Source organism: Streptococcus oralis Uo5, assembly GCF_000253155.1.
Lineage (GTDB): Bacteria > Bacillota > Bacilli > Lactobacillales > Streptococcaceae > Streptococcus > Streptococcus oralis_L.
Genome location: NC_015291.1, coordinates 1,502,296 through 1,522,265, shown reverse-complemented (window position 1 = coordinate 1,522,265; position 19,970 = coordinate 1,502,296). Strand labels below are relative to the sequence as shown.

Annotated in this window: 25 protein-coding genes; 23 read left to right on the top strand and 2 right to left on the bottom strand. The window is 41.2% G+C overall.

What is annotated here, in order from left to right:
- The first annotated feature begins 5 nt into the window (after positions 1 to 5).
- From asp5 to SOR_RS07650, 8 genes are all read left to right on the top strand, one after another.
- The gene (gene asp5, locus SOR_RS07685; RefSeq protein ID WP_000453439.1) at positions 6 to 227 is read left to right on the top strand and encodes an accessory Sec system protein Asp5; all 222 of its coding nucleotides are present in this window, start codon (positions 6 to 8) and stop codon (positions 225 to 227) included.
- 67 nt (positions 228 to 294) lie between these two features.
- Positions 295 to 780 (top strand): immunity protein YezG family protein, encoded by a 486-nt coding sequence (locus tag SOR_RS07680; protein WP_000414879.1) that lies wholly within the window; start codon positions 295 to 297, stop codon positions 778 to 780.
- Positions 781 to 825: 45 nt separating this feature from the next.
- Entirely contained in the window at positions 826 to 1,485 is a 660-nt protein-coding gene (locus SOR_RS07675) for a hypothetical protein (RefSeq protein WP_000238257.1), read from the top strand.
- 54 nt (positions 1,486 to 1,539) lie between these two features.
- Positions 1,540 to 2,025 (top strand): immunity protein YezG family protein, encoded by a 486-nt coding sequence (locus SOR_RS07670; protein WP_000414812.1) that lies wholly within the window; start codon positions 1,540 to 1,542, stop codon positions 2,023 to 2,025.
- A gap of 184 nt (positions 2,026 to 2,209) precedes the next feature.
- A complete protein-coding gene (locus SOR_RS07665; RefSeq protein WP_000478426.1) occupies positions 2,210 to 2,956 on the top strand; it encodes a hypothetical protein in 747 nt (248 codons plus the stop codon).
- Between the two features lie 39 nt (positions 2,957 to 2,995).
- Positions 2,996 to 3,667, top strand: a complete 672-nt coding sequence (locus SOR_RS07660; RefSeq protein ID WP_000465779.1) for a hypothetical protein — start codon at positions 2,996 to 2,998, stop codon at positions 3,665 to 3,667.
- Between the two features lie 153 nt (positions 3,668 to 3,820).
- The gene (locus SOR_RS07655) at positions 3,821 to 4,702 is read left to right on the top strand and encodes a hypothetical protein (RefSeq protein WP_000651966.1); all 882 of its coding nucleotides are present in this window, start codon (positions 3,821 to 3,823) and stop codon (positions 4,700 to 4,702) included.
- 36 nt (positions 4,703 to 4,738) lie between these two features.
- Positions 4,739 to 5,209 (top strand): hypothetical protein, encoded by a 471-nt coding sequence (locus tag SOR_RS07650; RefSeq protein WP_000700051.1) that lies wholly within the window; start codon positions 4,739 to 4,741, stop codon positions 5,207 to 5,209.
- Positions 5,210 to 5,405: 196 nt separating this feature from the next.
- Here the strand turns inward: SOR_RS07650 and SOR_RS07645 are convergent, their stop codons facing one another.
- On the bottom strand, positions 5,406 to 6,359 hold the full coding sequence (locus tag SOR_RS07645) for an aromatic acid exporter family protein (RefSeq protein WP_000060060.1): 954 nt from the start codon (positions 6,357 to 6,359) through the stop codon (positions 5,406 to 5,408).
- A 49-nt stretch (positions 6,360 to 6,408) separates the two neighbouring features.
- Positions 6,409 to 7,620: a serine/threonine transporter SstT gene (sstT, locus tag SOR_RS07640; RefSeq protein ID WP_000821320.1), complete on the bottom strand. Its 1,212-nt coding sequence runs from the start codon at positions 7,618 to 7,620 to the stop codon at positions 6,409 to 6,411.
- A 149-nt stretch (positions 7,621 to 7,769) separates the two neighbouring features.
- Between sstT and SOR_RS07635 the strand changes: the two genes are divergently transcribed.
- From SOR_RS07635 to SOR_RS07560, 15 genes are all read left to right on the top strand, one after another.
- Complete coding sequence (locus tag SOR_RS07635) at positions 7,770 to 8,330, top strand: mechanosensitive ion channel family protein (protein WP_001150574.1); 561 nt, start codon at positions 7,770 to 7,772, stop codon at positions 8,328 to 8,330.
- Positions 8,331 to 8,387: 57 nt separating this feature from the next.
- Positions 8,388 to 9,296 (top strand): magnesium transporter CorA family protein, encoded by a 909-nt coding sequence (locus SOR_RS07630; protein WP_000497411.1) that lies wholly within the window; start codon positions 8,388 to 8,390, stop codon positions 9,294 to 9,296.
- A gap of 14 nt (positions 9,297 to 9,310) precedes the next feature.
- Positions 9,311 to 9,838, top strand: a complete 528-nt coding sequence (locus tag SOR_RS07625; RefSeq protein ID WP_000963731.1) for a YqeG family HAD IIIA-type phosphatase — start codon at positions 9,311 to 9,313, stop codon at positions 9,836 to 9,838.
- A gap of 2 nt (positions 9,839 to 9,840) precedes the next feature.
- Positions 9,841 to 10,947, top strand: a complete 1,107-nt coding sequence (gene yqeH / locus SOR_RS07620) for a ribosome biogenesis GTPase YqeH (RefSeq protein WP_000391180.1) — start codon at positions 9,841 to 9,843, stop codon at positions 10,945 to 10,947.
- A gap of 214 nt (positions 10,948 to 11,161) precedes the next feature.
- Complete coding sequence (gene yhbY / locus SOR_RS07615; RefSeq protein ID WP_000060169.1) at positions 11,162 to 11,473, top strand: ribosome assembly RNA-binding protein YhbY; 312 nt, start codon at positions 11,162 to 11,164, stop codon at positions 11,471 to 11,473.
- A gap of 51 nt (positions 11,474 to 11,524) precedes the next feature.
- Positions 11,525 to 12,154: a nicotinate-nucleotide adenylyltransferase gene (locus tag SOR_RS07610; protein WP_000963699.1), complete on the top strand. Its 630-nt coding sequence runs from the start codon at positions 11,525 to 11,527 to the stop codon at positions 12,152 to 12,154.
- Entirely contained in the window at positions 12,154 to 12,747 is a 594-nt protein-coding gene (gene yqeK, locus SOR_RS07605; RefSeq protein WP_000331225.1) for a bis(5'-nucleosyl)-tetraphosphatase (symmetrical) YqeK, read from the top strand. Before SOR_RS07610 ends, yqeK begins: the two co-directional genes overlap by 1 nt.
- Complete coding sequence (rsfS, locus tag SOR_RS07600) at positions 12,748 to 13,101, top strand: ribosome silencing factor (protein WP_000659561.1); 354 nt, start codon at positions 12,748 to 12,750, stop codon at positions 13,099 to 13,101.
- A 322-nt stretch (positions 13,102 to 13,423) separates the two neighbouring features.
- Positions 13,424 to 14,164, top strand: a complete 741-nt coding sequence (locus tag SOR_RS07590) for a class I SAM-dependent DNA methyltransferase (RefSeq protein ID WP_041170873.1) — start codon at positions 13,424 to 13,426, stop codon at positions 14,162 to 14,164.
- A 9-nt stretch (positions 14,165 to 14,173) separates the two neighbouring features.
- Entirely contained in the window at positions 14,174 to 14,566 is a 393-nt protein-coding gene (locus SOR_RS07585; protein ID WP_000252453.1) for a hypothetical protein, read from the top strand.
- A 14-nt stretch (positions 14,567 to 14,580) separates the two neighbouring features.
- Positions 14,581 to 15,678 carry a nucleotidyltransferase gene (locus SOR_RS07580; protein WP_000156389.1) on the top strand — a complete coding sequence of 366 codons (1,098 nt, stop codon included), beginning with the start codon at positions 14,581 to 14,583 and terminating at the stop codon, positions 15,676 to 15,678.
- A 237-nt stretch (positions 15,679 to 15,915) separates the two neighbouring features.
- On the top strand, positions 15,916 to 16,170 hold the full coding sequence (locus SOR_RS07575) for a type II toxin-antitoxin system Phd/YefM family antitoxin (RefSeq protein WP_000388572.1): 255 nt from the start codon (positions 15,916 to 15,918) through the stop codon (positions 16,168 to 16,170).
- A gap of 3 nt (positions 16,171 to 16,173) precedes the next feature.
- Positions 16,174 to 16,428 (top strand): Txe/YoeB family addiction module toxin, encoded by a 255-nt coding sequence (locus SOR_RS07570; protein WP_000924724.1) that lies wholly within the window; start codon positions 16,174 to 16,176, stop codon positions 16,426 to 16,428.
- A 202-nt stretch (positions 16,429 to 16,630) separates the two neighbouring features.
- Positions 16,631 to 18,181, top strand: coding sequence for a P-loop NTPase fold protein (locus tag SOR_RS07565; protein ID WP_000789930.1), 1,551 nt, complete (start codon positions 16,631 to 16,633; stop codon positions 18,179 to 18,181).
- Positions 18,182 to 18,260: 79 nt separating this feature from the next.
- Complete coding sequence (locus tag SOR_RS07560) at positions 18,261 to 19,874, top strand: ribonuclease Y (protein WP_000404951.1); 1,614 nt, start codon at positions 18,261 to 18,263, stop codon at positions 19,872 to 19,874.
- Positions 19,875 to 19,970 lie beyond the last annotated feature (96 nt).

The following is a 19,970-nucleotide window of genomic DNA, read 5'->3' as shown; positions in this document are numbered from 1 at the left end:
AATTGATGGAAGTTTTGATGATTGTAGGAATGATCCTAGCTGTCGCCTTAATTGTCCTAGTTCTCATCCAACCTCGCCAAAGCCAACTCTTTTCCATGGATGCAACCAGCAATATCGGAAAACCAGGCTACTGGCAGAACAACCGATTGGTGAAAATTATAACTCTTTTGCTCAGTTTCGCCTTGTTTGTCTTGCTCCTCGTTTTTATGATGGTAACCTATCAGTAAGAACGAGGCACCATTCACAGATAAAGGATACTAGAGACGGGGAAAATACATCTAACCGGAGGATAAAATGGAAAAACAAATGAATGAAAAAATTATCGAAATTGTGCATCAAGCCAATGATATGATTCCAGTTGAGTGGGATGATTTGTATATTGTAATCGAGATGGATAAGACCTATAGTGGAAGTGCATATTTTTATTTTAAGTATGAAGGTGAATATCATTATAATTTATACCTTCCCAGAGATTTTGGGTTATCGCAGGATGAAGTATTTAACCAAAGTGATATATTATTTGATAAAGCAGAAGATCTGAAAAGAGTGTTTATTGAAAATGACTTGGCAGATTGGTATATTTGTATCATCCATTTAGATGAAAATAACAAGCTTTCAGTAGAATATGATTACGCTCCATGGTTGAAAAGTAATTTTGGACCAACTGCTCGTATGAACTTTTTCAGATATCAATTTCTAGGATTTGAACCAAGAAATGAAAAAGAACTAGAACAGTTCAAGGCCATGGAAGCCTTCCAGCAGGAACATAATGTAAAATAGTTTGCTTGAATAAGAGGAATAAAATCAGATTAGTGAGGAAATTCAATGGTGAAATTTTCAAAAATAGATAAACAACTAAAAAAAGAATTGAAAAAAGTTCAGCGCAATGCAGCAAAAAAATTACAATTAAAGTCTCGAGATTGGGCCTATTTCAACAAAGTGGGAGACTATTTGGTTTCGTATAGGATTAATATTAATTTCCCAGATAATGAGTTTCGTTTGACAATTGACCCTTATATCAAGCCATATATTCTTGATGATATCTTTTGGGAAGTTTTTGATATGGCGAGCAATTCGCAAGAACCCATGAGCCTTCGAGCTGTTGGAGCTTTCACAGTCGATAGTTTATCATTACCATATAGGATGGTCAAAGAAGACTGGACGATGGAGGACCTTGACTTAGAAAAGGTTGAAACCAAGGTTTTCGAAGTGCTCTCAGAAGTGCATGAAGAAGTTGTAAAACTTATAAATAGCTTCCCAACTTTTGAAGATTTCTATGCCTATACGGTCAAGAACGGACCTAGTCTTGTAGGTTATGATTTAATAGGAATGCTATTAATGATCCACCAGGAGCAGTATGCAGAGGCACTCCAAAAGGCTGAAGGCTTGATCGCAAAGCGTAAACACGGAAAATTCCAAAATAAGGGTAAATGGATTAATGAATATATCGTTGATTACTGTAAAGAAAAACTCAAGGAAGATTAGGAAGTCTAGGTCCCATGCTTGTCCTGAAATGTATAAACCAAACCGGAGGAACATATGGAAAAACAGATTAATGAGAAAGTGATGGAAATTGCTCAGAGTGTCCATAAGACTATACCTGTAGCTTGGGAAAATCTTTTTATTAATATTACCCTGACTTTTGATGGTGGAGAAGTCTACTATTTCTTCAACGAAGAAGGAAAAAGTGACTATATTTATAATCTTTTTATTCCCAAGAAGTATAAGTTGCCTAATTCAGAATTTAGAGAAAATGAAAGACGCACCTTCAAATTAGCTTGGGAATTGAGGGAAATCTTTAAAAATGAAGAGCAGGCTTTATGGACAACATGTGTTATAAAGATTATTGGTACAAAATTGACTGCTACATTTGACTACGCACCTTGGTTCGAGAGTGGGTTTACCTCAGGCCAACAAATGGATTTTTTTGAATACAAATACCTTGGCAAGCAGCCGGCTAATGAAAAAGAACTAGAACAGTTCAAAGCTATGGAAGCCTTCCAGCAGGAACATAATGTAAAATAGTTTGAACTGATAAACGGCCCCCCTCGAGGTGGTCTTTTATTGTTTTCCAAACGCTAGTCCATAGGGTTTATGGTATACTAGTAGGACAGTTTATCTATGGGATAAGAGACTGATTTCATGCAAGTCAAAAGGGGAAGGTCAGAAATGTGCGCCTTTTCCCGAAAGAAACTAGAAAGAGAAAGAGATGTTTTTAGGAAGACGTCGGATATTTTTTAACCAATACTATGATAAAGCGATTTATTATGATCGCAAAACCCACGAACTTTTGGAGGCACCAAAGAGCAAGCTCTTGGATACAGAAAAGTCTAGTAGGATGAATCGCCATATCCCCTTATTGGTAGTTCTCTTCTTATCAAGTGGTAGTGGGTTGATTTCCTTCTTCCGCTTGTTTATACAAGGAACCTATACCATGTCTACCTTCTGGAGTGTTCTTCTCATTTGGCTAGGGCAGTTTGCTTTCATCACCATCCTTGTCGAACGCGCCTTGTATCGAAATGTCAACAGGGCTCAACTGACTACTCAAACTATTTGTCTGGCGCTTATGGAAAAGTCAGAGGAAACAAAGGAAGCTGAGGCGGAGATGAGTGAAAAAGATAGTCGCAACGCTACTCGCTGGATAAGAGCGTTGCTCTCTCTAGTTCCCTTGGTTGGATTTTTCTACGCCTATAATTTTATTTGGAATTACCAAGAGAGGTTGGGCACTCCCATCGGAGGAGAGATTATCAAGATTATCCTAACAGGACTTTTATTAGGCTTGACATTTGTTCTTTATAACCAAAACAATTTACCCAGAATATTTGATATCCTGGACCGCTTTTATGCTAGAAAACTGAGCCTCATCTGCCGAGCGGATGACAATCCAGATGTCTATCTGGAAGTGAGTATGGGGACGGATGAAGAATTTGTTATCAAGGAAGTGCAGAAGGACTAAGATCTTTTTTTGAAAGAATGAGATAGAAAGAGGTAGAGTATGTTTTTTCTGAGACGTCGTCGGGTTTTTATCGGGGAATGCGATGGTCAGGCGGTTTACTATGACCAAAAGACTGGGGAAGCCTTGGCTGCTCCAAAGAGTGTTTTACTCAATACGGAAGGTGCTTATAAGACCAATGATTACATTCCTGAAATGGTTATATTTCTGATGGCAGGTGGACCCGGTCTCTATGGCCTCCTTTCAGCCTTGGATATTGGTGTCTATAACTGGACCAGTTTGAGCTATGTTTTACTATTGTGGCTGGCTGAGTTTCTATTGTTTACCGCTATTCTTGAGCGAGGACTTTATAAAAATGTGCGCAAGGCTCAGCCAACAACGGAGAAGGTATTTTATTATGCAGTGTCACATAATTTGATGGTAAGGGACGAACACTTTGATCCAGCTGAGGCATCTGCTACGATCTATCGAATCACTCGTTACATCATACTTGCCTTTGTTATCTATTTTTTGTATGTTTTTTACGACTGTACTCAAAAATTTGGGCAACCAATCGAACGAGGCTATGATTTTTGGGGAGCTGGTCTAATGTTCTTCGTGCTCTTTTTGTTGTACAACCAAAACAATCCCGTTCGCTTTGTAAAGATTATGAAGCTCTACAGTCAAGGGAAAATCTTGTTCAAGAAAGAACAGGAGAGCGAAACGTGCAACTAGGTGTTAGGGAAGAGTCAAATCCCAGAAAGTGAGTGCTGTATCTTTAACGAAGCAAGGAGTGGCTGTTGCGATAGTTGCTATGTGATGACCTCCTCAAATGGAAGATTATCAAGGATATACGGCGTTTTGCCAGATGAAATTTGGAGATGAAAAATGAAAGACATCCGTATTTTCGGCGCCGACTTTGAAAGAAGTAAGCGCATTGTGACCCAGGGGGATTTTGCCCTCACAGCAGGTATGCCCAATCCCATTCATATGGGTATCATCAACCGCCTCTTTACAGTGATTATTCTTGGATTTTGCTTTTCAGGGATTCTGATCTATGGCCTATTAATCGGGATACCAGAGTTGATAGGTGTAGATAGTGATGTTCAGGTCATTTCTCTGGAAGCAGGACTGCTGATTCATAACATGAGTAGCTTTCTAAAGCCCTTTAATCTGACGGTATATGTGATATCCTATCTAGGAATGGTGCTTGTTTTTTGGCCCAAAAAACGTTTGACTAGCCAGCTTTGGACCTACTTTCCCTTCTACTTTGCCATGTCCATTTGCGCTTTCATATCAGGACTGTACTTTGCCAGTGCAGTGGCCTATGATGCTTATACATGGCTGGGCTTCTGGCTTGAGCTTGGGGTAGGCATAGCCCTCTTTTTCTGGATTATCCTCAATAGTATTCAGAATCTCAAGCGCAGACTAAATGATCAAGAGGAAAAGTCAATCCTCAAGCAGCTAGTCAGGATTCTCGCTGGAACTGCGGCAGTTCTCTTTCCAGTGTCGCTGGTCTATCATCTGCTATATCAAGTCCCTCTTCAGTGGTATTTCTATATTTTAGGCTTATTTTTGCCAGTTTGGTTTGTCATTGGAGCTCATTTTATCTCCTTTATGATCAATGTCCATATCTTTCAAGCCTACTATATCCACAAATACCCAGAAGAGTATAAGGCTTATTTAAAGATATCGGATCGAGAATGGTACAGCAAACGATACTATAAAAAGCTGGTAAAAAGTGGACAGTTGCAGGAAGAGACAATGTGAGGAAATCGGTTTTCCTATATAAAATAGAGGTTATTTATGAAAATAAATGATGACGTTATTAAAAGTTTGATTTCACTCCCCTTTTTAAAGAAAAGCAGAGAAACGACTGTTCCCATCAAACAGATAAAGAAACTGCAAGAAGCGGAGAAGAATATTAATAGTTTAAAATGGGAGAATTTTGTGTTAGAGAAAGGTGGTGATTTTAGTGTTTATATTTTTAAAAATCATAGTGATATTCATAAGCACTGGAACTCACTGGGAATTAGCGCAAAAGAGGAAATAATTCCTGAAATTGAAGCACGATTAGATAACTTGATCGGGGAAGGTAAACTGGTAGCATCCATGAAAGATCAGATTCTATTTGATATCATTGGCATAGCTAGGTACCTGACCATTAAAAAAGAGGTTCCCCAAGCTGAGTCAACATTTTATGATGATTTGTATGCTTTATATCAAGCAGGCTATATCCCTTGCGGTTATGCGGGAGAAAAGTATAAAGTCTTCTAGCTTGGATTGTTACGAAAGTTAATCTTACTGATGAAATAGTATGTGATTTTTTAAGTATGGCTAGCCGTGTTAGGTATTCATGTTTTCCAGAAAATATCCCTATCTTGATGATTCAAAGGAGAATGGTCAAACAAGCTGTCCTCCCAAATCCAAAACAAAAGAACCTCAGAGGACTTCCTCTGAGGTTCTTTGCGTTCTAGTTTCCATATTTCTGGTAAAAATCGACCTTGACTTGGATAAAGGTTTCGGCTTCGCGTAGTAGCTGCAAGAGGGTGGCACGGGTTTCAAACTCCTCACGTGTTTTAGGGAGATTCCGATTGCGGAAGACTTGCAGATAGCGTTCGATGTCATCAAGTAGGTCATGAGCAGGATTGGTCTGGCTTAGCTGGGCAGCAATCTTTGAAAAGAGCTGGGCCAAGATCAAACTCTCACTTGCGGCCAGGTGACAGGTATTGATCTGCTGGGCCATATTTCGCAGGATACGACTTTGTCGCTGTCTCATCTCAAAGTAGTGGATGTGGTAGTCCGTCTGGTGAAAGAGGTGGTCCGAGTGATCCAGGTAGACCAGTTTGAGGGCCTCATCAAGGAGCTTGTCTAATTGGTCAACGAGTTGGGCTTGGTTGCGCCCGTCTCCTCTTGACAGATAGTATTTAAAACGAAGCAGGATGTCTTTTAACTTTTCTTCGACCTGAAGGTGGTAGCTTTGGATGGCTTTCTCACGAGAGGGCATATAAAGGTTGACCAATAGAGCAAAGCTTGTCCCGATGAGAAAGAGGAGTACTTCATTAAGCAAGAGTTCTGGAGAGGTAGACTCCTGTACCAAGAGATGACCGACCAAGACACTGCTAGGGGTGATGCCGATTTCCCAACCCATTTTATAAGCAAGAGGGACATAGAGAGCCAGATAGAGGCCCAAACTCCAGATGTGAAAGCCTGTCAGCTGAAAGGCTAGAACACCGATAGCGAGCGCTAGGAGCATGGAAAAGAGGCGGTTACGTGCTAATTTCAGCGTGCTTCTGCGTGTGTCGGAGAGGCTTAAGAGAGCGATGATTCCAGCTGAAACTGCTGATGATAAATCTAAAAAATAAGCGAGAAAACAAGCGAGGCAGGTCGCTAAGACCAGTTTGGTCGTACGTTGAGTGAGGGACATGAAAATTTCCTAAACTAATAGAATCAAGTGTTTAACGAGGAATCAGAGACTAGGGACGAAGTTTTCGGTTTGTAGCATACTCGGCAACCGCTGTAAAGAGGACATCTGTTGAAGAATTCAGGGCTGTTTCACAGGAGTCTTGCACAACCCCAATCACAAAACCGACTCCGACAACCTGCATAGCCAAGTCGTTGGAAATCCCAAAGAGGCTACAAGCGACAGGAATGAGGAGAAGGGATCCTCCAGCAATCCCGGAAGCACCGCAGGCAGAAATGGCAGCCACGACACTGAGCACAAATGCTGTCCCAAAGTCTACCGAGATTCCGAGTGTATTGACAGCAGCCAGGGTCAGGACATTTATGGTAACGGCAGCACCAGCCATATTGATGGTTGAACCAAGCGGGATGGAGACAGAGTAGGTGTCAGGATTCAGTCCCAAGTCTTGGCAGAGTTTCATATTGACAGGGATATTGGCGGCAGAGCTACGAGTGAAGAAGGCTGTAATTCCACTGACACGTAGGCATTTCAAAACAAGGGGATAGGGATTTTTCCTTATAAAGAGAAAGGCGATGAGAGGGTTGACGATGAGAGCTACAAAAGCCATGGTAGCAATCAAGAGTCCCAGCAGCATCCCATAGTTGGCTAGACTGGCAATGCCCTTGTCAGAGATGGTCTTGAACACCAAGCCTAAAATTCCAAAGGGAGCTAGGTTGATAATCCATTCCACGATTTTAGAGGTGACATCCGCCATGGTTTTCAGCAATTCTTTACTATGTTTACTTGCCTCTCTCATAGCCAGACCAAAGACGACTGCCCAAGAGAGAATTCCGATATAATTGGCTTCAACAATGGCATTCAAGGGATTGTCCACCAGTTTGAGCAAGAGGTTGCTGAGGACTTGACCGATGCCGTCAGGAGCAGCAACTTCAGTATTTGCACTGGTCAGGGTGATTTGCACAGGCAGTAAGAAACTAGCTAGAACGGCTACCAATGCAGCAGCAAAGGTTCCGAGCAAGTATAGGAAAATAACCGTCTTCATATTGGTGTTTTGTCCCTTTTGGTGCTGGGAAAGAGCATTGGCAACAAGAGAAAAAACTAGAATAGGAGCGATGGCTTTCAGTCCGCCTACAAAGAGATCTCCAAGCAGACCAATTCCTGTAAGGTTTGGAAAGAGCATCCCCAATGTTGCTCCAAAAATCATTCCAATAAGGATTCGTTTGATGAGGCTTGCCTTGGTCCAGGCTCTAATGATTCGTTTCATAGCAGTCTCCTTCAAATGTATTGTTTATAATTATAGTATAAATATGCTATAGAGGCAAGTGATATTTTGAAAAAAGGGCCGATAATTGAATAATTATGAAAGAAAAGAGAAGGACGATTTTATGGTATAATAGGAAAAAGGAGTTTTATATGCAAGATTTTTTTCAACGCTATTTTGATAGACTTGACTTAACAACTATTTTCGAGAATCTCTTGACCAAGGTGATTTCTCTTTTGATTTTGTTTTTACTATTTTATATAGCTAAAAAGATGCTTCATGCGACTGTCCGAAAGATTGTCAAGCCCTCACTTAAATTTTCAAATCGAGATGCAGGAAGGCAAAAGACCATCTCGCGTTTGCTAGAGAATGTCTTTAACTACATTCTTTATTTCTTTTTGCTCTACTGTATCCTGTCTATTTTAGGTTTGCCGGTTTCTAGTCTCCTTGCTGGTGCAGGGATTGCTGGGGTGGCCATTGGTATGGGGGCGCAAGGCTTTCTATCCGATGTCATCAATGGCTTTTTCATCCTCTTTGAACGCCAGCTCGATGTGGGCGACGAAGTGGTTCTCACAAATGGACCGATTACCGTGTCTGGCAAGGTCGTTAGCGTAGGGATTCGTACGACCCAACTGCGAGGTGACGATCAAGCTCTTCACTTTGTTCCCAACCGAAATATCACTGTTGTCAGCAACTTTTCTCGCACAGAGTAGGTCTGCTATTTTGGCAGATTTGTGGTACAATAGAAAGAGTTTGGTAAAGGAGAAAATATGTTTGTAGAAAAGCAGTTGGGCAATGGATACACTTGGATTAACCTAGATTTGGGAAAATTGAAAAAACTAGAAGATCTCTCTGAAATCTATGGATTGGACAAGGAAACCATCGAATACGCACTGGATAGAAATGAGCGTGCCCACATGGACTATCACCGCGAAAGTGGAACCGTCACCTTTATCTACAATGTATTGGATTTGAAAAAGGACAAGGAATACTATGAAGCCTTTCCCATGACCTTTATCGTAGAACATCATCGCTTGATTACGATTAGCAATAAGAAAAATGCCTATGTGATTGAACAGATGACACGCTATTTAGAGAGTCATGATATGCTTTCTATTTACAAATTTCTCTTTGCTAGTCTGGAAATCATAAGCAATGCCTACTATCCTGTCATCGAACAGATGGATAAGAGTAAGGATGAGGTCAATGGACTCTTGCGTCAGCGAACGACCAAGAAAAACCTCTTTGCCCTTTCCGACTTGGAGACTGGTATGGTCTATCTGACAGCGGCTGCCAAGCAGAATCGCATGTTGCTAGAACATATCCAAGGACATGCCCTTTATCGCAGATTTAACGAAGTTGAGAGAGAACAGTTTGATGATGCCATGATTGAGGCTCATCAGCTGGTTTCGATGACCGATTTGATTTCTCAAGTTCTGCAGCAACTATCAGCCTCTTACAACAACATTTTGAATAATAACCTGAATGATAACTTGACAACCTTGACCATTATTTCAGTTTTACTAGCAGTCTTGGCAGTAGTGACGGGTTTTTTCGGGATGAATGTTCCCCTCCCCTTCACAGACGAGCCCTATGCTTGGGTCTACATCAGCTTGGCTAGTGCGGTCTTATGGCTGGTTTTATCATTGATTTTGAGAAAAATTGCGAAAAAAAGTTAAGAAAAGGAGCCAGGATGGCGATTGAAAACTATATGCCAGATTTTGCTGTGGAAGCAGTCTATGATCTGACAGTCCCAAGCCTGCAAGCGCATGGTATCAAGGCTGTTTTGGTTGATTTGGACAATACCCTCATTGCTTGGAACAACCCTGATGGGACGCCAGAGATGAAACAGTGGCTACATGACCTTCGGGATGCAGGTATTCGCATCATCGTGGTATCAAATAATACCAAAAAACGAGTTCAACGCGCAGTTGAGAAATTTGGAATTGATTATGTTTATTGGGCCTTGAAACCCTTCACATTTGGGATTGACCGTGCCATGAAGGAATTCCACTATGAGAAAAATGAAGTGGTCATGGTCGGCGACCAGCTCATGACGGATATTCGGGCAGCCCATCGTGCAGGCATTCGCTCAATTTTGGTCAAACCCTTGGTCCAACACGACTCTATCAAGACGCAGATTAACCGAGCTCGCGAGCGCCGTGTCATGAAGCAAATTACTGAAAAGTACGGACCGATTACATATAAAAAAGGAATCTAACTATGGAAGAAATTCTCTGTATTGGTTGTGGAGCAACCATTCAGACGACAGATAAGGCTGGTCTTGGATTTACGCCCCAGTCGGCACTCGAAAAAGGGTTGGAGACAGGCGAAGTCTATTGCCAACGCTGTTTCCGTCTCCGTCATTACAATGAAATCACAGATGTTCAGTTGACGGACGATGATTTTCTCAAACTCTTGCACGAGGTAGGAGACAGTGATGCCTTGGTGGTCAATGTCATTGACATCTTTGACTTTAATGGTTCTGTCATCCCAGGCTTGCCACGCTTTGTATCGGGCAATGATGTCCTCTTGGTTGGAAATAAAAAAGATATCCTGCCCAAGTCTGTTAAACCGGGCAAGATTAGCCAATGGCTCATGGAACGTGCCCACGAGGAAGGTCTTCGTCCTGTTGATGTCGTCTTAACTTCAGCCCAAAACAAGCATGCCATTAAGGAAGTCATTGACAAAATCGAGCACTACCGAAAGGGCCGTGATGTCTATGTAGTCGGTGTGACCAACGTTGGAAAGTCAACTCTCATCAATGCCATTATTCAAGAAATAACGGGTGACCAAGATGTCATCACGACTTCACGCTTTCCAGGGACAACCTTGGACAAGATTGAGATTCCGCTTGACGACGGAGCTTATATTTACGATACACCCGGGATTATCCACCGCCACCAGATGGCCCACTACTTGACGGCTAAAAACCTCAAGTATGTAAGCCCTAAAAAGGAAATCAAGCCCAAAACCTACCAGCTTAACCCTGAGCAAACCCTGTTTCTAGGTGGACTCGGACGATTTGACTTCATTTCAGGAGAAAAGCAAGGATTCACAGCCTTCTTTGATAATGAACTCAAACTCCACCGTACTAAGCTTGAAGGCGCTAGTGCCTTCTACAACAAGCACCTCGGAACCCTCCTCACGCCACCAAATAGCAAGGAAAAAGAAGACTTTCCAAAACTAGTCCAGCATGTATTTACCATCAAGGACAAAACAGACCTAGTCATCTCAGGACTCGGCTGGATTCGTGTAACAGGAAGCGCAAAAGTCGCCGTCTGGGCACCAGAAGGCGTCGCCGTCGTCACACGAAAAGCAATAATTTAAACACAGAAAGGAAAGGGTTGTCTTTATTAAGGCGAGCATTGCGAGCCCCATGGAGAATACTTTTCGCTGTGGTGTCAGTTGGTACAAGTGATTGTACCAACTGCGGAAAATTTGAGACCTTAGGCTCAAATTTTAGTCATGAAAGTCCAAAGGACTTTGCTGACGTCCGTCACCACTTCAGAAAAGTATAAAAAGAAACTCTTTTAAACAAATCATGTCATTAACATCAAAACAACGTGCCTTCCTCAACAGCCAGGCACACACCCTCAAACCCATCATCCAAATTGGAAAAAATGGTCTCAACGACCAAATCAAAACCAGCGTCCGTCAGGCTCTTGACGCACGTGAATTGATTAAAGTCACTCTCTTGCAAAACACAGATGAAAACATCCACGAAGTAGCTGAAATCTTGGAAGAAGAAATCGGTGTGGATACGGTCCAAAAAATCGGACGCATCTTGATCTTGTTTAAACAATCCAGCAAGAAAGAAAATCGCAAGATTTCTAAAAAAGTCAAAGAAATCTAAACATCTACTCCAAACAACTGTTTTTACAGAGAATTAAAGGAAGACGAGCCTATGGCAATCGAATTATTGACTCCCTTTACCAAGGTAGAGTTGGAGCCAGAAATCAAGGAGAAAAAACGCAAACAAGTCGGGATTTTAGGGGGGAATTTTAACCCTGTTCACCATGCTCATCTTGTTGTAGCGGACCAAGTACGACAACAGTTAGGACTGGACCAGGTCCTGCTCATGCCTGAATATCAGCCACCTCATGTAGACAAAAAAGAAACCATCCCTGAACACCACCGTCTCAAGATGCTTGAATTGGCGATTGAGGGGATTGAAGGTCTGGACATTGAAACCATTGAGTTAGAGCGTAAGGGTATTTCCTACACCTATGACACCATGAAGATTTTGACAGAGCAACATCCAGATACGGATTATTACTTCATTATTGGTGCGGATATGGTGGACTACCTGCCCAAGTGGTATCGGATTGATGAACTGGTTGATATGGTTCAGTTTGTGGGGGTTCAGCGCCCACGCTACAAGGCAGGGACTTCCTATCCAGTTATCTGGGTGGATGTACCTCTCATGGACATCTCGTCCAGCATGGTGCGTGACTTCCTTGCCCAAGGTCGGAAACCTAACTTTCTCCTACCTCAGCCAGTGCTAGACTACATCGAGAAGGAGGGGCTTTACTGATGGCATACCAAGACTATATCAACTGCTCCCGTGAGGCTTTGTTGGAAAAAATGGCAGAGCTTCTGCCTGAAAAACGTTTAACCCATTGTTTGGGTGTGGAGCGCGCAGCTATAGAACTGGCTCAGCGCTTTGGTGTGGATAGTGAGAAAGCAGGTCTAGCAGGTCTCCTTCATGACTATGCTAAAAAGTTGTCAGATCAGGAATTTCTAGACTTGATTGGCCGTTACCAATTAGACCCTGACCTCAAAAATTGGGGCAATAATGTCTGGCATGGCATGGTTGGTATATACAAAATCAAGGAAGATTTGAACTTGCAAAACCCTGAAATCCTGCGAGCTATTGAAATCCATACAGTCGGTGCTAGTCAGATGACAGACCTGGACAAGGTTGTCTACGTTGCAGATTATATCGAGCATAACCGCGCCTTTCCAGGTGTGGATATGGCACGTGAAATTGCAAGTTTGTCACTTAATAAGGCAGTGGCCTATGAAACGGCACGAACTGTGGAGCATTTGGCTCATAAGGGATTGCCTATCTATCCCCAAACCCTTGAAACCTATAACACCTTTGTGCACTATTTGAAAGAGGACTAAATGAAGGAAAAAGAATTACTAGAACTAGTCGTGAAAGCGGCTGATGAGAAACGTGCGGAGGATATCCTCGCACTTGACGTACAAGATTTGACCAGCGTGACGGACTACTTTGTTATCACTAGCTCGATGAATAGCCGTCAGTTGGACGCAATCGCTGAAAATATCCGTGAAAAAGTAGCCGAAGCTGGTGTTAAAGGTAGCCATGTCGAAGGCGATGCAGCAGGAGGCTGGGTCTTGCTAGACTTAGGTGGTGTCGTTGTGCATATCTTTTCAGAAGAAATGCGTGCCCACTATAACTTGGAAAAACTATGGCATGAGGCGGATTCAGTAGACATTTCAGAAGCCTTGGCATAGGAGATGAACTCAGTTGTAGTCAACTGGGTTTCTTTGCTTATTTTAAAAGAAATTGATGGAAAGGCGAGAGCGTTGTGTTTTGTTCATCTCGAAACTGAACACGAGCTAAAAGATGCGAGAAAAAGAGTAACTTTCCTCTGTATCTGACGATACAGCAGAAAGTTTCCTATTTTCTCCTTGCCTTTAACGCTCTTTGTATCTTAGAAAGGATTTGAACCCGTCCTGTAATCGTCGGAAAATAGATAGCTTTGGCTTGGATCAGGATCCTAAGTCCAAGCTCCTAATTTTCATTCCGATTACGGGCGGACTTGGTATCATGATTATGGCAACTTATGAAACCTTTGCGGCTGTTTATGATGCGGTCATGGATGATAGTTTATACGATAAATGGACGGATTTTTCTCTGCGTCACTTACCTAAGACCAAGGAGAGAAAGAAACTCTTGGAATTGGCTTGTGGGACAGGAATTCAATCGGTGCGCTTCTCTCAAGCAGGCTTTGATGTAACTGGACTTGATTTGAGCGCGGATATGTTGAAGATTGCTGAGAAGAGAGCGGCTTCAGCCAAGCAAAAGATTGATTTTATAGAGGGAAATATGCTGGATTTATCCAAGGCAGGTCAGTACGACTTTGTCACGTGTTATTCGGACTCTATCTGCTACATGCAGGATGAGGTGGAGGTAGGAGACGTCTTTAAGGAAGTGTATAATGCCCTCAATGAAGACGGAGTCTTTATCTTTGACGTGCATTCGACCTACCAGACGGATGAGGTTTTTCCAGGCTATTCTTATCATGAAAATGCGGAAGATTTTGCCATGCTTTGGGACACCTATGAGGACGAAGCTCCTCACTCCATCGTGCATGAGTTGACTTTCTTTATCAAGGAGGCGGAAGGTTCCTTTAGTCGCCACGATGAAGTGCATGAGGAGCGTACATATGAAGTCTTGACCTATGATATCTTGCTGGAACAGGCCGGCTTCAAGTCTTTCAAACTCTATGCGGACTTTGAGGACAAGGCGCCGACAGAAACCAGCACCCGTTGGTTTTTTGTCGCGCAGAAGTAGGAGATGGATATGGTTCGATCAAAATATTCTTGGGAAGAAGTTTCGCAGTTTAATCGTATTCGTCAAAATGGAACGCTTTGGGAGAAAGATGGGCAATACTTCTATGTTCAGGAAGAAGGAACCGTATTTTCAGAGTTAGTCGTTTACGATATGTCTAAGAAACTTTTTGATATGTTAGTAAATGAAATAAAATCGGAGGATGATATCCGACATATGCTGATGTATGGAACATGGCCAATGACAGTTGCTGGATGCCATAGGCCAACTATGTTGATAGCTTATCCTGAGTTACAAAAAAATTATAGTAATGAACAACTGGCAGAAATCCTTCCAGTGGGAGAAAAACAATGGCTTAACTGGAGAGGAAGATTGCCTGAGCGGTATCGTAGATTTCGTCATTAGAATGGGAGAACATTATGACCATCACAGGTATTATCGCGGAGTTTAATCCTTTTCATAATGGCCACAAATACCTGCTTGAGCAGACGAAGGGACTGAAAATCGTTGCCATGTCTGGGAATTTCATGCAGCGTGGAGAGCCTGCTATCGTGGACAAGTGGACACGGGCTCAGATGGCGCTTGAAAATGGAGCAGATCTGGTAGTGGAATTGCCCTTTTTAGTCAGTGTTCAGGCGGCAGATTTCTTCGGTCAAGGGGCTGTGGATATCTTGGTGCGGTTAGGTATTGATAGCATAGCTTTCGGGACAGAGGAAGTTCTGGATTATCAGAAAATTGCTGACTTATACACAGAGCAAGGTACTGAGATGGAGAAATTTGTGGAAAATCTGCCTGATTCTCTCTCTTATCCCCAGAAAACTCAAACCATGTGGAAGGAATTTGCAGGTCTTGATTTTTCAGGCCATACCCCCAATCATGTTCTAGCTTTGGCCTATGCCAAGGCGGTTGCAGGACGAAACATCAAGCTTGAGCCGATTCAGCGTCAGGGAGCGGGTTATCATTCTGTGGACAAGGAGGTGGATTTTGCCTCTGCAACAGCCCTTCGTCAGCACCAGAGAGACAAAGATTTCTTAGAACGCTTTATGCCCTCTGTTACCCTCTTTGAGCAGGCCTGTAAGGTGAGCTGGGATGACTATTTTCCCTTGCTCCGCTATCAAATCTTGTCAAATACTGACCTAACGACCATCTATCAGGTCAATCAAGAAATGGCTGTGCGCATCAAAGAGGCTATTAAAACAGCCCAATCTGTTGACGAATTGGTCGAGGCGATTGTTACCAAACGCTACACCAAGGCTCGTGTCAGACGCCTCTTGACCTATATCCTGGTGCAGGCCAGAGAAAGTGACTTGCCAAAGGGCATCCATGTCCTAGGATTTACCGAAAAAGGCAGACAGCATCTAAAGTCTCTGAAAGCCCAAGTCCAATTAGTCAGCCGAATCGGTAAAGAACCTTGGGATGCCATGACCCAAAAAGCAGACCAGATTTACCGACTAGGGAATCCAAGTATAGCAGAGCAGAATTTTGGTCGAGTGCCGATTAGCATAGAAACAAACTAAGTCTACTGGGAGGTAGGCTTTTTGAGATTTTTTACGAATAATACTCTTCGAAAATCAAATTCAAACCGCGTCAACGTCGCCTTGCCGTACTCAAGTACAGCCTGCGGCTAGTTTCCTAGTTTGCTCTTTGATTTTCATTGAGTATAAATAGATGGAAAAGAAAATTTTGTACAAGTTCCTGACAATTTTTTTCTTTTCGTGTATAATAGTGGAAAAGAGGTAAAACGAGGTATGGTTATGGAAGCAGTTCTTTACTCAACATTCCGAAATCATTTAAAGGACTACATGAAGAAGGTAAACGATGAATTTGAGCCTTTGACGGTGGTCAATAAAAATCCAGATGAGGATATTGTAGTCCTTTCAAAGAGCGAATGGGACAGTATTCAGGAAACCCTGAGAATCGCTCAAAATAAGGAACTTTCTGACAAGGTCTTGCGAGGAATGGCTCAAGTTCGTGCTGGAAGCACTCAGGTACATGTGATTGAGGAGTGAGAAATGCTGCTCAAGTTTACAGAAGATGCCTGGGCAGATTATTGCTATTGGCAAAACCAAGATAAGAAGACATTAAAAAGAATCAATAAATTAATCAAAGATATTCAACGCGATCCTTTTGTAGGAATGGGGAAACCAGAACCGCTCAAGTATGATTATCAAGGAGCCTGGTCACGGCGCATTGATGCAGAAAATCGCTTGATTTATATGATAGTTGGGGATAGCGTGGCTTTCTTGTCCTTCAAAGATCATTACTAAGTCTACTGAAGGGTAGGCTTTTTTATTTTAGGGATTTTATTTGATAGATTTAAGATGAAATTTTTTGGAAAATTACAGATTTCCTAAGTTAAAAATCCAGTGAAAAATTTTAGTATAATAACTAAGTTCTTGCCCCTTGAATCCGCTTAATAACTCTTATTTTGTGGTATAATCATGATAATATGGATTAAAAGGGGTATATATGAAAAATATAATGACGAGGATTCTTAATTTTTTTCTGAATTTTAAACAGCTACTGAAATATCCATTTCAAAGGCCATCATGGAGTAGTAATGTTAGAGTCGTTGAGTGGTACAAAATATTTATAGCTAGTATATGGGTACTGTATCTTGCACTTGAGATTGAACAATTTAAACGCTTTGCTTTACCTATTTATAAATTTGTGTCTAATTATAATTTTTTAAAAGATATTATTTCAATTTTGTATGTGAATCGTGTAATAATATTGTTAGCACTGACTATACCAACAATACTGTTCTGGTTTTTAGACATAATATTTAAAAAAGTTAGTTATAAGAAACTAAACCCAGAGCTATTTCCAGAATATGACTTGGATGACTATCCTTATCAAACTCATCTGGTGGAGTTTTTAAATAGTTCAGATTCTATTCATAATGTCTTCTGGTTGGATGGTTCTTGGGGGAGTGGGAAAACATTTTTTATAAAGACGTTTTTTGAAAATCAAATTTATAAAAAGAAAGAAATCTACTATATTTCCTGCTTTGGGATAAAAACAAGAGAGCAAGCCGAGAAAATATTGATTAATGAAATAGAAAAACAATCCATACTCGGAAATTTGGACTTTATTCCACTTGTTGGAGGAGTTTTTAAATGGTTCTTTAAAACAGTTGGAACGGATTTGATGAAGCGAGATTCTATCATTATTTTTGATGATTTTGAACGGATTTCATATGCAGAAACATCAGATAGCCCTTCAGATTACAATGATTTATTGGGTTATATTGACTATCTTTCTGAGAATAAAAGGTTTAAAATTATTGTAATTTTAAATAGTGAGGAAATAAAATCAACAAAGAAAAATCTCATTGATAGTAAATTTAAGCTAAACCAAAATCGAATGGCATCTACAGAAGAAGTTATAGATAACATCTTGAAAAAGAGTAAATTGAGAGATGATGATCTTGGAAAAATTTTATCGCTAATTTATAAAATTTATTATGTAGATATAGATGAGAGAGTTTTAGAAGATAAAAATAATAATTCAAAAGTTAAAAAACCAAGTTTAAGAGAGTTCCAGAAGTCATTAGAAGAACTTTCAAATATAACTGATAATGAGAAAGCAGACTACATCATCAATTGGATGAATGGTCGCGAGGAAACAGAGAGTGTACTTATGTCACTTGTGAAATATTTTGAGGATAAACCAATAAATTTAGATATGGAATATCTGTATAATATCTTGGAGAGTGAGCTTTATCAGTATAAGATTGATAAAGTGATTCTAAAAGAGAAATATTCTAGTACTTACTCGGAAAATGTTATTAAAAATATTAAAAGAAAGATGCGTTATTTTAAAAGATTGTTATATTTTTTGTGGAAAAAAGGTTCGGAGATAGAAGAGTTAAGAACCTTGGGATATGAATATAACCAAAATATCGATCTTGAATTTGAAATTTCCAAAGGATATCGTTGCGAAAAATTAGAATATAAAAAAGCAAAAGAATTTTTCGAAAAAGATCCTCGAAAAAGATATAGAAACTATTTAAATTAGGTTTGTTTAAATTCCTTTTTTATGATAGAATATTAAGGAATGTATGTCATTCAATAAACAAATTTAATGAGGTAAAAACATGGAAATCATGACCATTGCGATTGCTGTTTTTGCCGTCATCATTGGTTTAGTCATTGGATATGTCAGCATCTCAGCTAAGATGAAATCATCTCAAGAGGCTGCAGAGTTGATGCTTCTAAATGCTGAACAAGAAGCAACTAATTTACGAGGACAAGCTGAGCGCGAAGCGGATTTATTACTAAATGAAGCCAAGAGCGAAAGCAAGTCTCTTAAAAAAGAAGCACTATTGGAGGCCAAAGAGGAAGCCAGAAAATACCGTGAAGAAGTGGACGCTGAATTTAAGTCAGAACGTCAGGAGCTCAAGCAAATTGAAAGTCGTTTGACGGAGAGAGCTACGAGCCTTGACCGTAAGGACGACAATTTGACGAACAAAGAAAAAACACTTGAACAAAAAGAACAAAGTATTTCTGATAGAGCAAAAAACCTTGATGCACGTGAAGAGCAATTAGAGGAAGTCGAAAGACAAAAAGAAGCTGAACTTGAACGTATCGGCTCCCTTTCCCAAACTGAGGCTCGAGATATTATCTTGGCTCAGACAGAGGAAAACTTGACCAAGGAAATTGCTAGCCGCATTCGTGAGGCAGAGCAAGAGGTGAAGGAACGTTCAGACAAGATTGCGAAAGATATCTTGGTTCAGGCTATGCAACGTATCGCTGGTGACTATGTAGCAGAGTCAACAAACTCGACAGTTCACCTACCAGATGATACCATGAAGGGACGCATTATCGGACGCGAAGGTCGCAATATTCGTACCTTTGAAAGTTTGACAGGGGTCGATGTGATTATTGACGATACACCGGAAGTGGTGACCTTGTCAGGATTTGATCCGATTCGTCGTGAAATTGCTCGTATGACCATGGAAATGTTGCTCAAGGATGGCCGTATCCACCCAGCTCGTATCGAGGAGTTGGTGGAGAAAAACCGTCAGGAGATTGACAATAAAATCCGTGAATACGGTGAGGCTGCTGCCTATGAGATTGGTGCGCCAAACCTTCATCCAGACTTGATGAAGATCATGGGACGTTTGCAGTTCCGTACTTCTTATGGACAAAATGTCTTGCGTCATTCAATTGAGGTTGCTAAGCTATCTGGTATCATCGCCAGCGAACTTGGTGAAAATGCAGCTCTTGCCCGTCGTGCTGGATTCCTTCACGATATCGGGAAAGCTATTGACCGCGAGGTTGAAGGTAGCCACGTTGAGATTGGTACGGAATTGGCTCGTAAGTACAAGGAACACCCAGTTGTGGTGAATACCATTGCTAGCCACCACGGCGATGTCGAAGCTGAAAGCGTCATTGCAGTGATCGTTGCTGCAGCAGATGCCTTGAGTGCAGCGCGTCCAGGTGCTCGTAGTGAATCTCTTGAAAGCTACATCAAGCGTCTCCATGATTTGGAAGAAATCGCCAATGGCTTTGAAGGAGTGCAAAATAGCTTTGCCCTTCAAGCAGGTCGTGAAATCCGTATCATGGTTAATCCAGGACAAATCAAGGACGACAAAGTCACAATCTTGGCTCACAAAGTTCGTGAGAAAATTGAAAACAATCTCGATTACCCAGGAAATATCAAGGTAACCGTGATTCGCGAACTCCGTGCAGTAGATTATGCTAAATAAATAAGAAAGAGCAGTTGAAATATTACTGCTTTTTTGTTACACTAGATAGAAAGACTGTAGAAGGATAACTGACGCAATCATCAGTATCCGAGAGAA

Coding starts and splice junctions, on each gene's coding strand:
- asp5 (WP_000453439.1), top strand. CDS start 6: ATGGAAGTTTTGATGATTGTAGGAATGATCCTAGCTGTCGCCTTAATT.
- SOR_RS07680 (WP_000414879.1), top strand. CDS start 295: ATGGAAAAACAAATGAATGAAAAAATTATCGAAATTGTGCATCAAGCC.
- SOR_RS07675 (WP_000238257.1), top strand. CDS start 826: ATGGTGAAATTTTCAAAAATAGATAAACAACTAAAAAAAGAATTGAAA.
- SOR_RS07670 (WP_000414812.1), top strand. CDS start 1,540: ATGGAAAAACAGATTAATGAGAAAGTGATGGAAATTGCTCAGAGTGTC.
- SOR_RS07665 (WP_000478426.1), top strand. CDS start 2,210: ATGTTTTTAGGAAGACGTCGGATATTTTTTAACCAATACTATGATAAA.
- SOR_RS07660 (WP_000465779.1), top strand. CDS start 2,996: ATGTTTTTTCTGAGACGTCGTCGGGTTTTTATCGGGGAATGCGATGGT.
- SOR_RS07655 (WP_000651966.1), top strand. CDS start 3,821: ATGAAAGACATCCGTATTTTCGGCGCCGACTTTGAAAGAAGTAAGCGC.
- SOR_RS07650 (WP_000700051.1), top strand. CDS start 4,739: ATGAAAATAAATGATGACGTTATTAAAAGTTTGATTTCACTCCCCTTT.
- SOR_RS07645 (WP_000060060.1), bottom strand. CDS start 6,359: ATGTCCCTCACTCAACGTACGACCAAACTGGTCTTAGCGACCTGCCTC.
- sstT (WP_000821320.1), bottom strand. CDS start 7,620: ATGAAACGAATCATTAGAGCCTGGACCAAGGCAAGCCTCATCAAACGA.
- SOR_RS07635 (WP_001150574.1), top strand. CDS start 7,770: ATGCAAGATTTTTTTCAACGCTATTTTGATAGACTTGACTTAACAACT.
- SOR_RS07630 (WP_000497411.1), top strand. CDS start 8,388: ATGTTTGTAGAAAAGCAGTTGGGCAATGGATACACTTGGATTAACCTA.
- SOR_RS07625 (WP_000963731.1), top strand. CDS start 9,311: ATGGCGATTGAAAACTATATGCCAGATTTTGCTGTGGAAGCAGTCTAT.
- yqeH (WP_000391180.1), top strand. CDS start 9,841: ATGGAAGAAATTCTCTGTATTGGTTGTGGAGCAACCATTCAGACGACA.
- yhbY (WP_000060169.1), top strand. CDS start 11,162: ATGTCATTAACATCAAAACAACGTGCCTTCCTCAACAGCCAGGCACAC.
- SOR_RS07610 (WP_000963699.1), top strand. CDS start 11,525: ATGGCAATCGAATTATTGACTCCCTTTACCAAGGTAGAGTTGGAGCCA.
- yqeK (WP_000331225.1), top strand. CDS start 12,154: ATGGCATACCAAGACTATATCAACTGCTCCCGTGAGGCTTTGTTGGAA.
- rsfS (WP_000659561.1), top strand. CDS start 12,748: ATGAAGGAAAAAGAATTACTAGAACTAGTCGTGAAAGCGGCTGATGAG.
- SOR_RS07590 (WP_041170873.1), top strand. CDS start 13,424: ATGGCAACTTATGAAACCTTTGCGGCTGTTTATGATGCGGTCATGGAT.
- SOR_RS07585 (WP_000252453.1), top strand. CDS start 14,174: ATGGTTCGATCAAAATATTCTTGGGAAGAAGTTTCGCAGTTTAATCGT.
- SOR_RS07580 (WP_000156389.1), top strand. CDS start 14,581: ATGACCATCACAGGTATTATCGCGGAGTTTAATCCTTTTCATAATGGC.
- SOR_RS07575 (WP_000388572.1), top strand. CDS start 15,916: ATGGAAGCAGTTCTTTACTCAACATTCCGAAATCATTTAAAGGACTAC.
- SOR_RS07570 (WP_000924724.1), top strand. CDS start 16,174: ATGCTGCTCAAGTTTACAGAAGATGCCTGGGCAGATTATTGCTATTGG.
- SOR_RS07565 (WP_000789930.1), top strand. CDS start 16,631: ATGAAAAATATAATGACGAGGATTCTTAATTTTTTTCTGAATTTTAAA.
- SOR_RS07560 (WP_000404951.1), top strand. CDS start 18,261: ATGGAAATCATGACCATTGCGATTGCTGTTTTTGCCGTCATCATTGGT.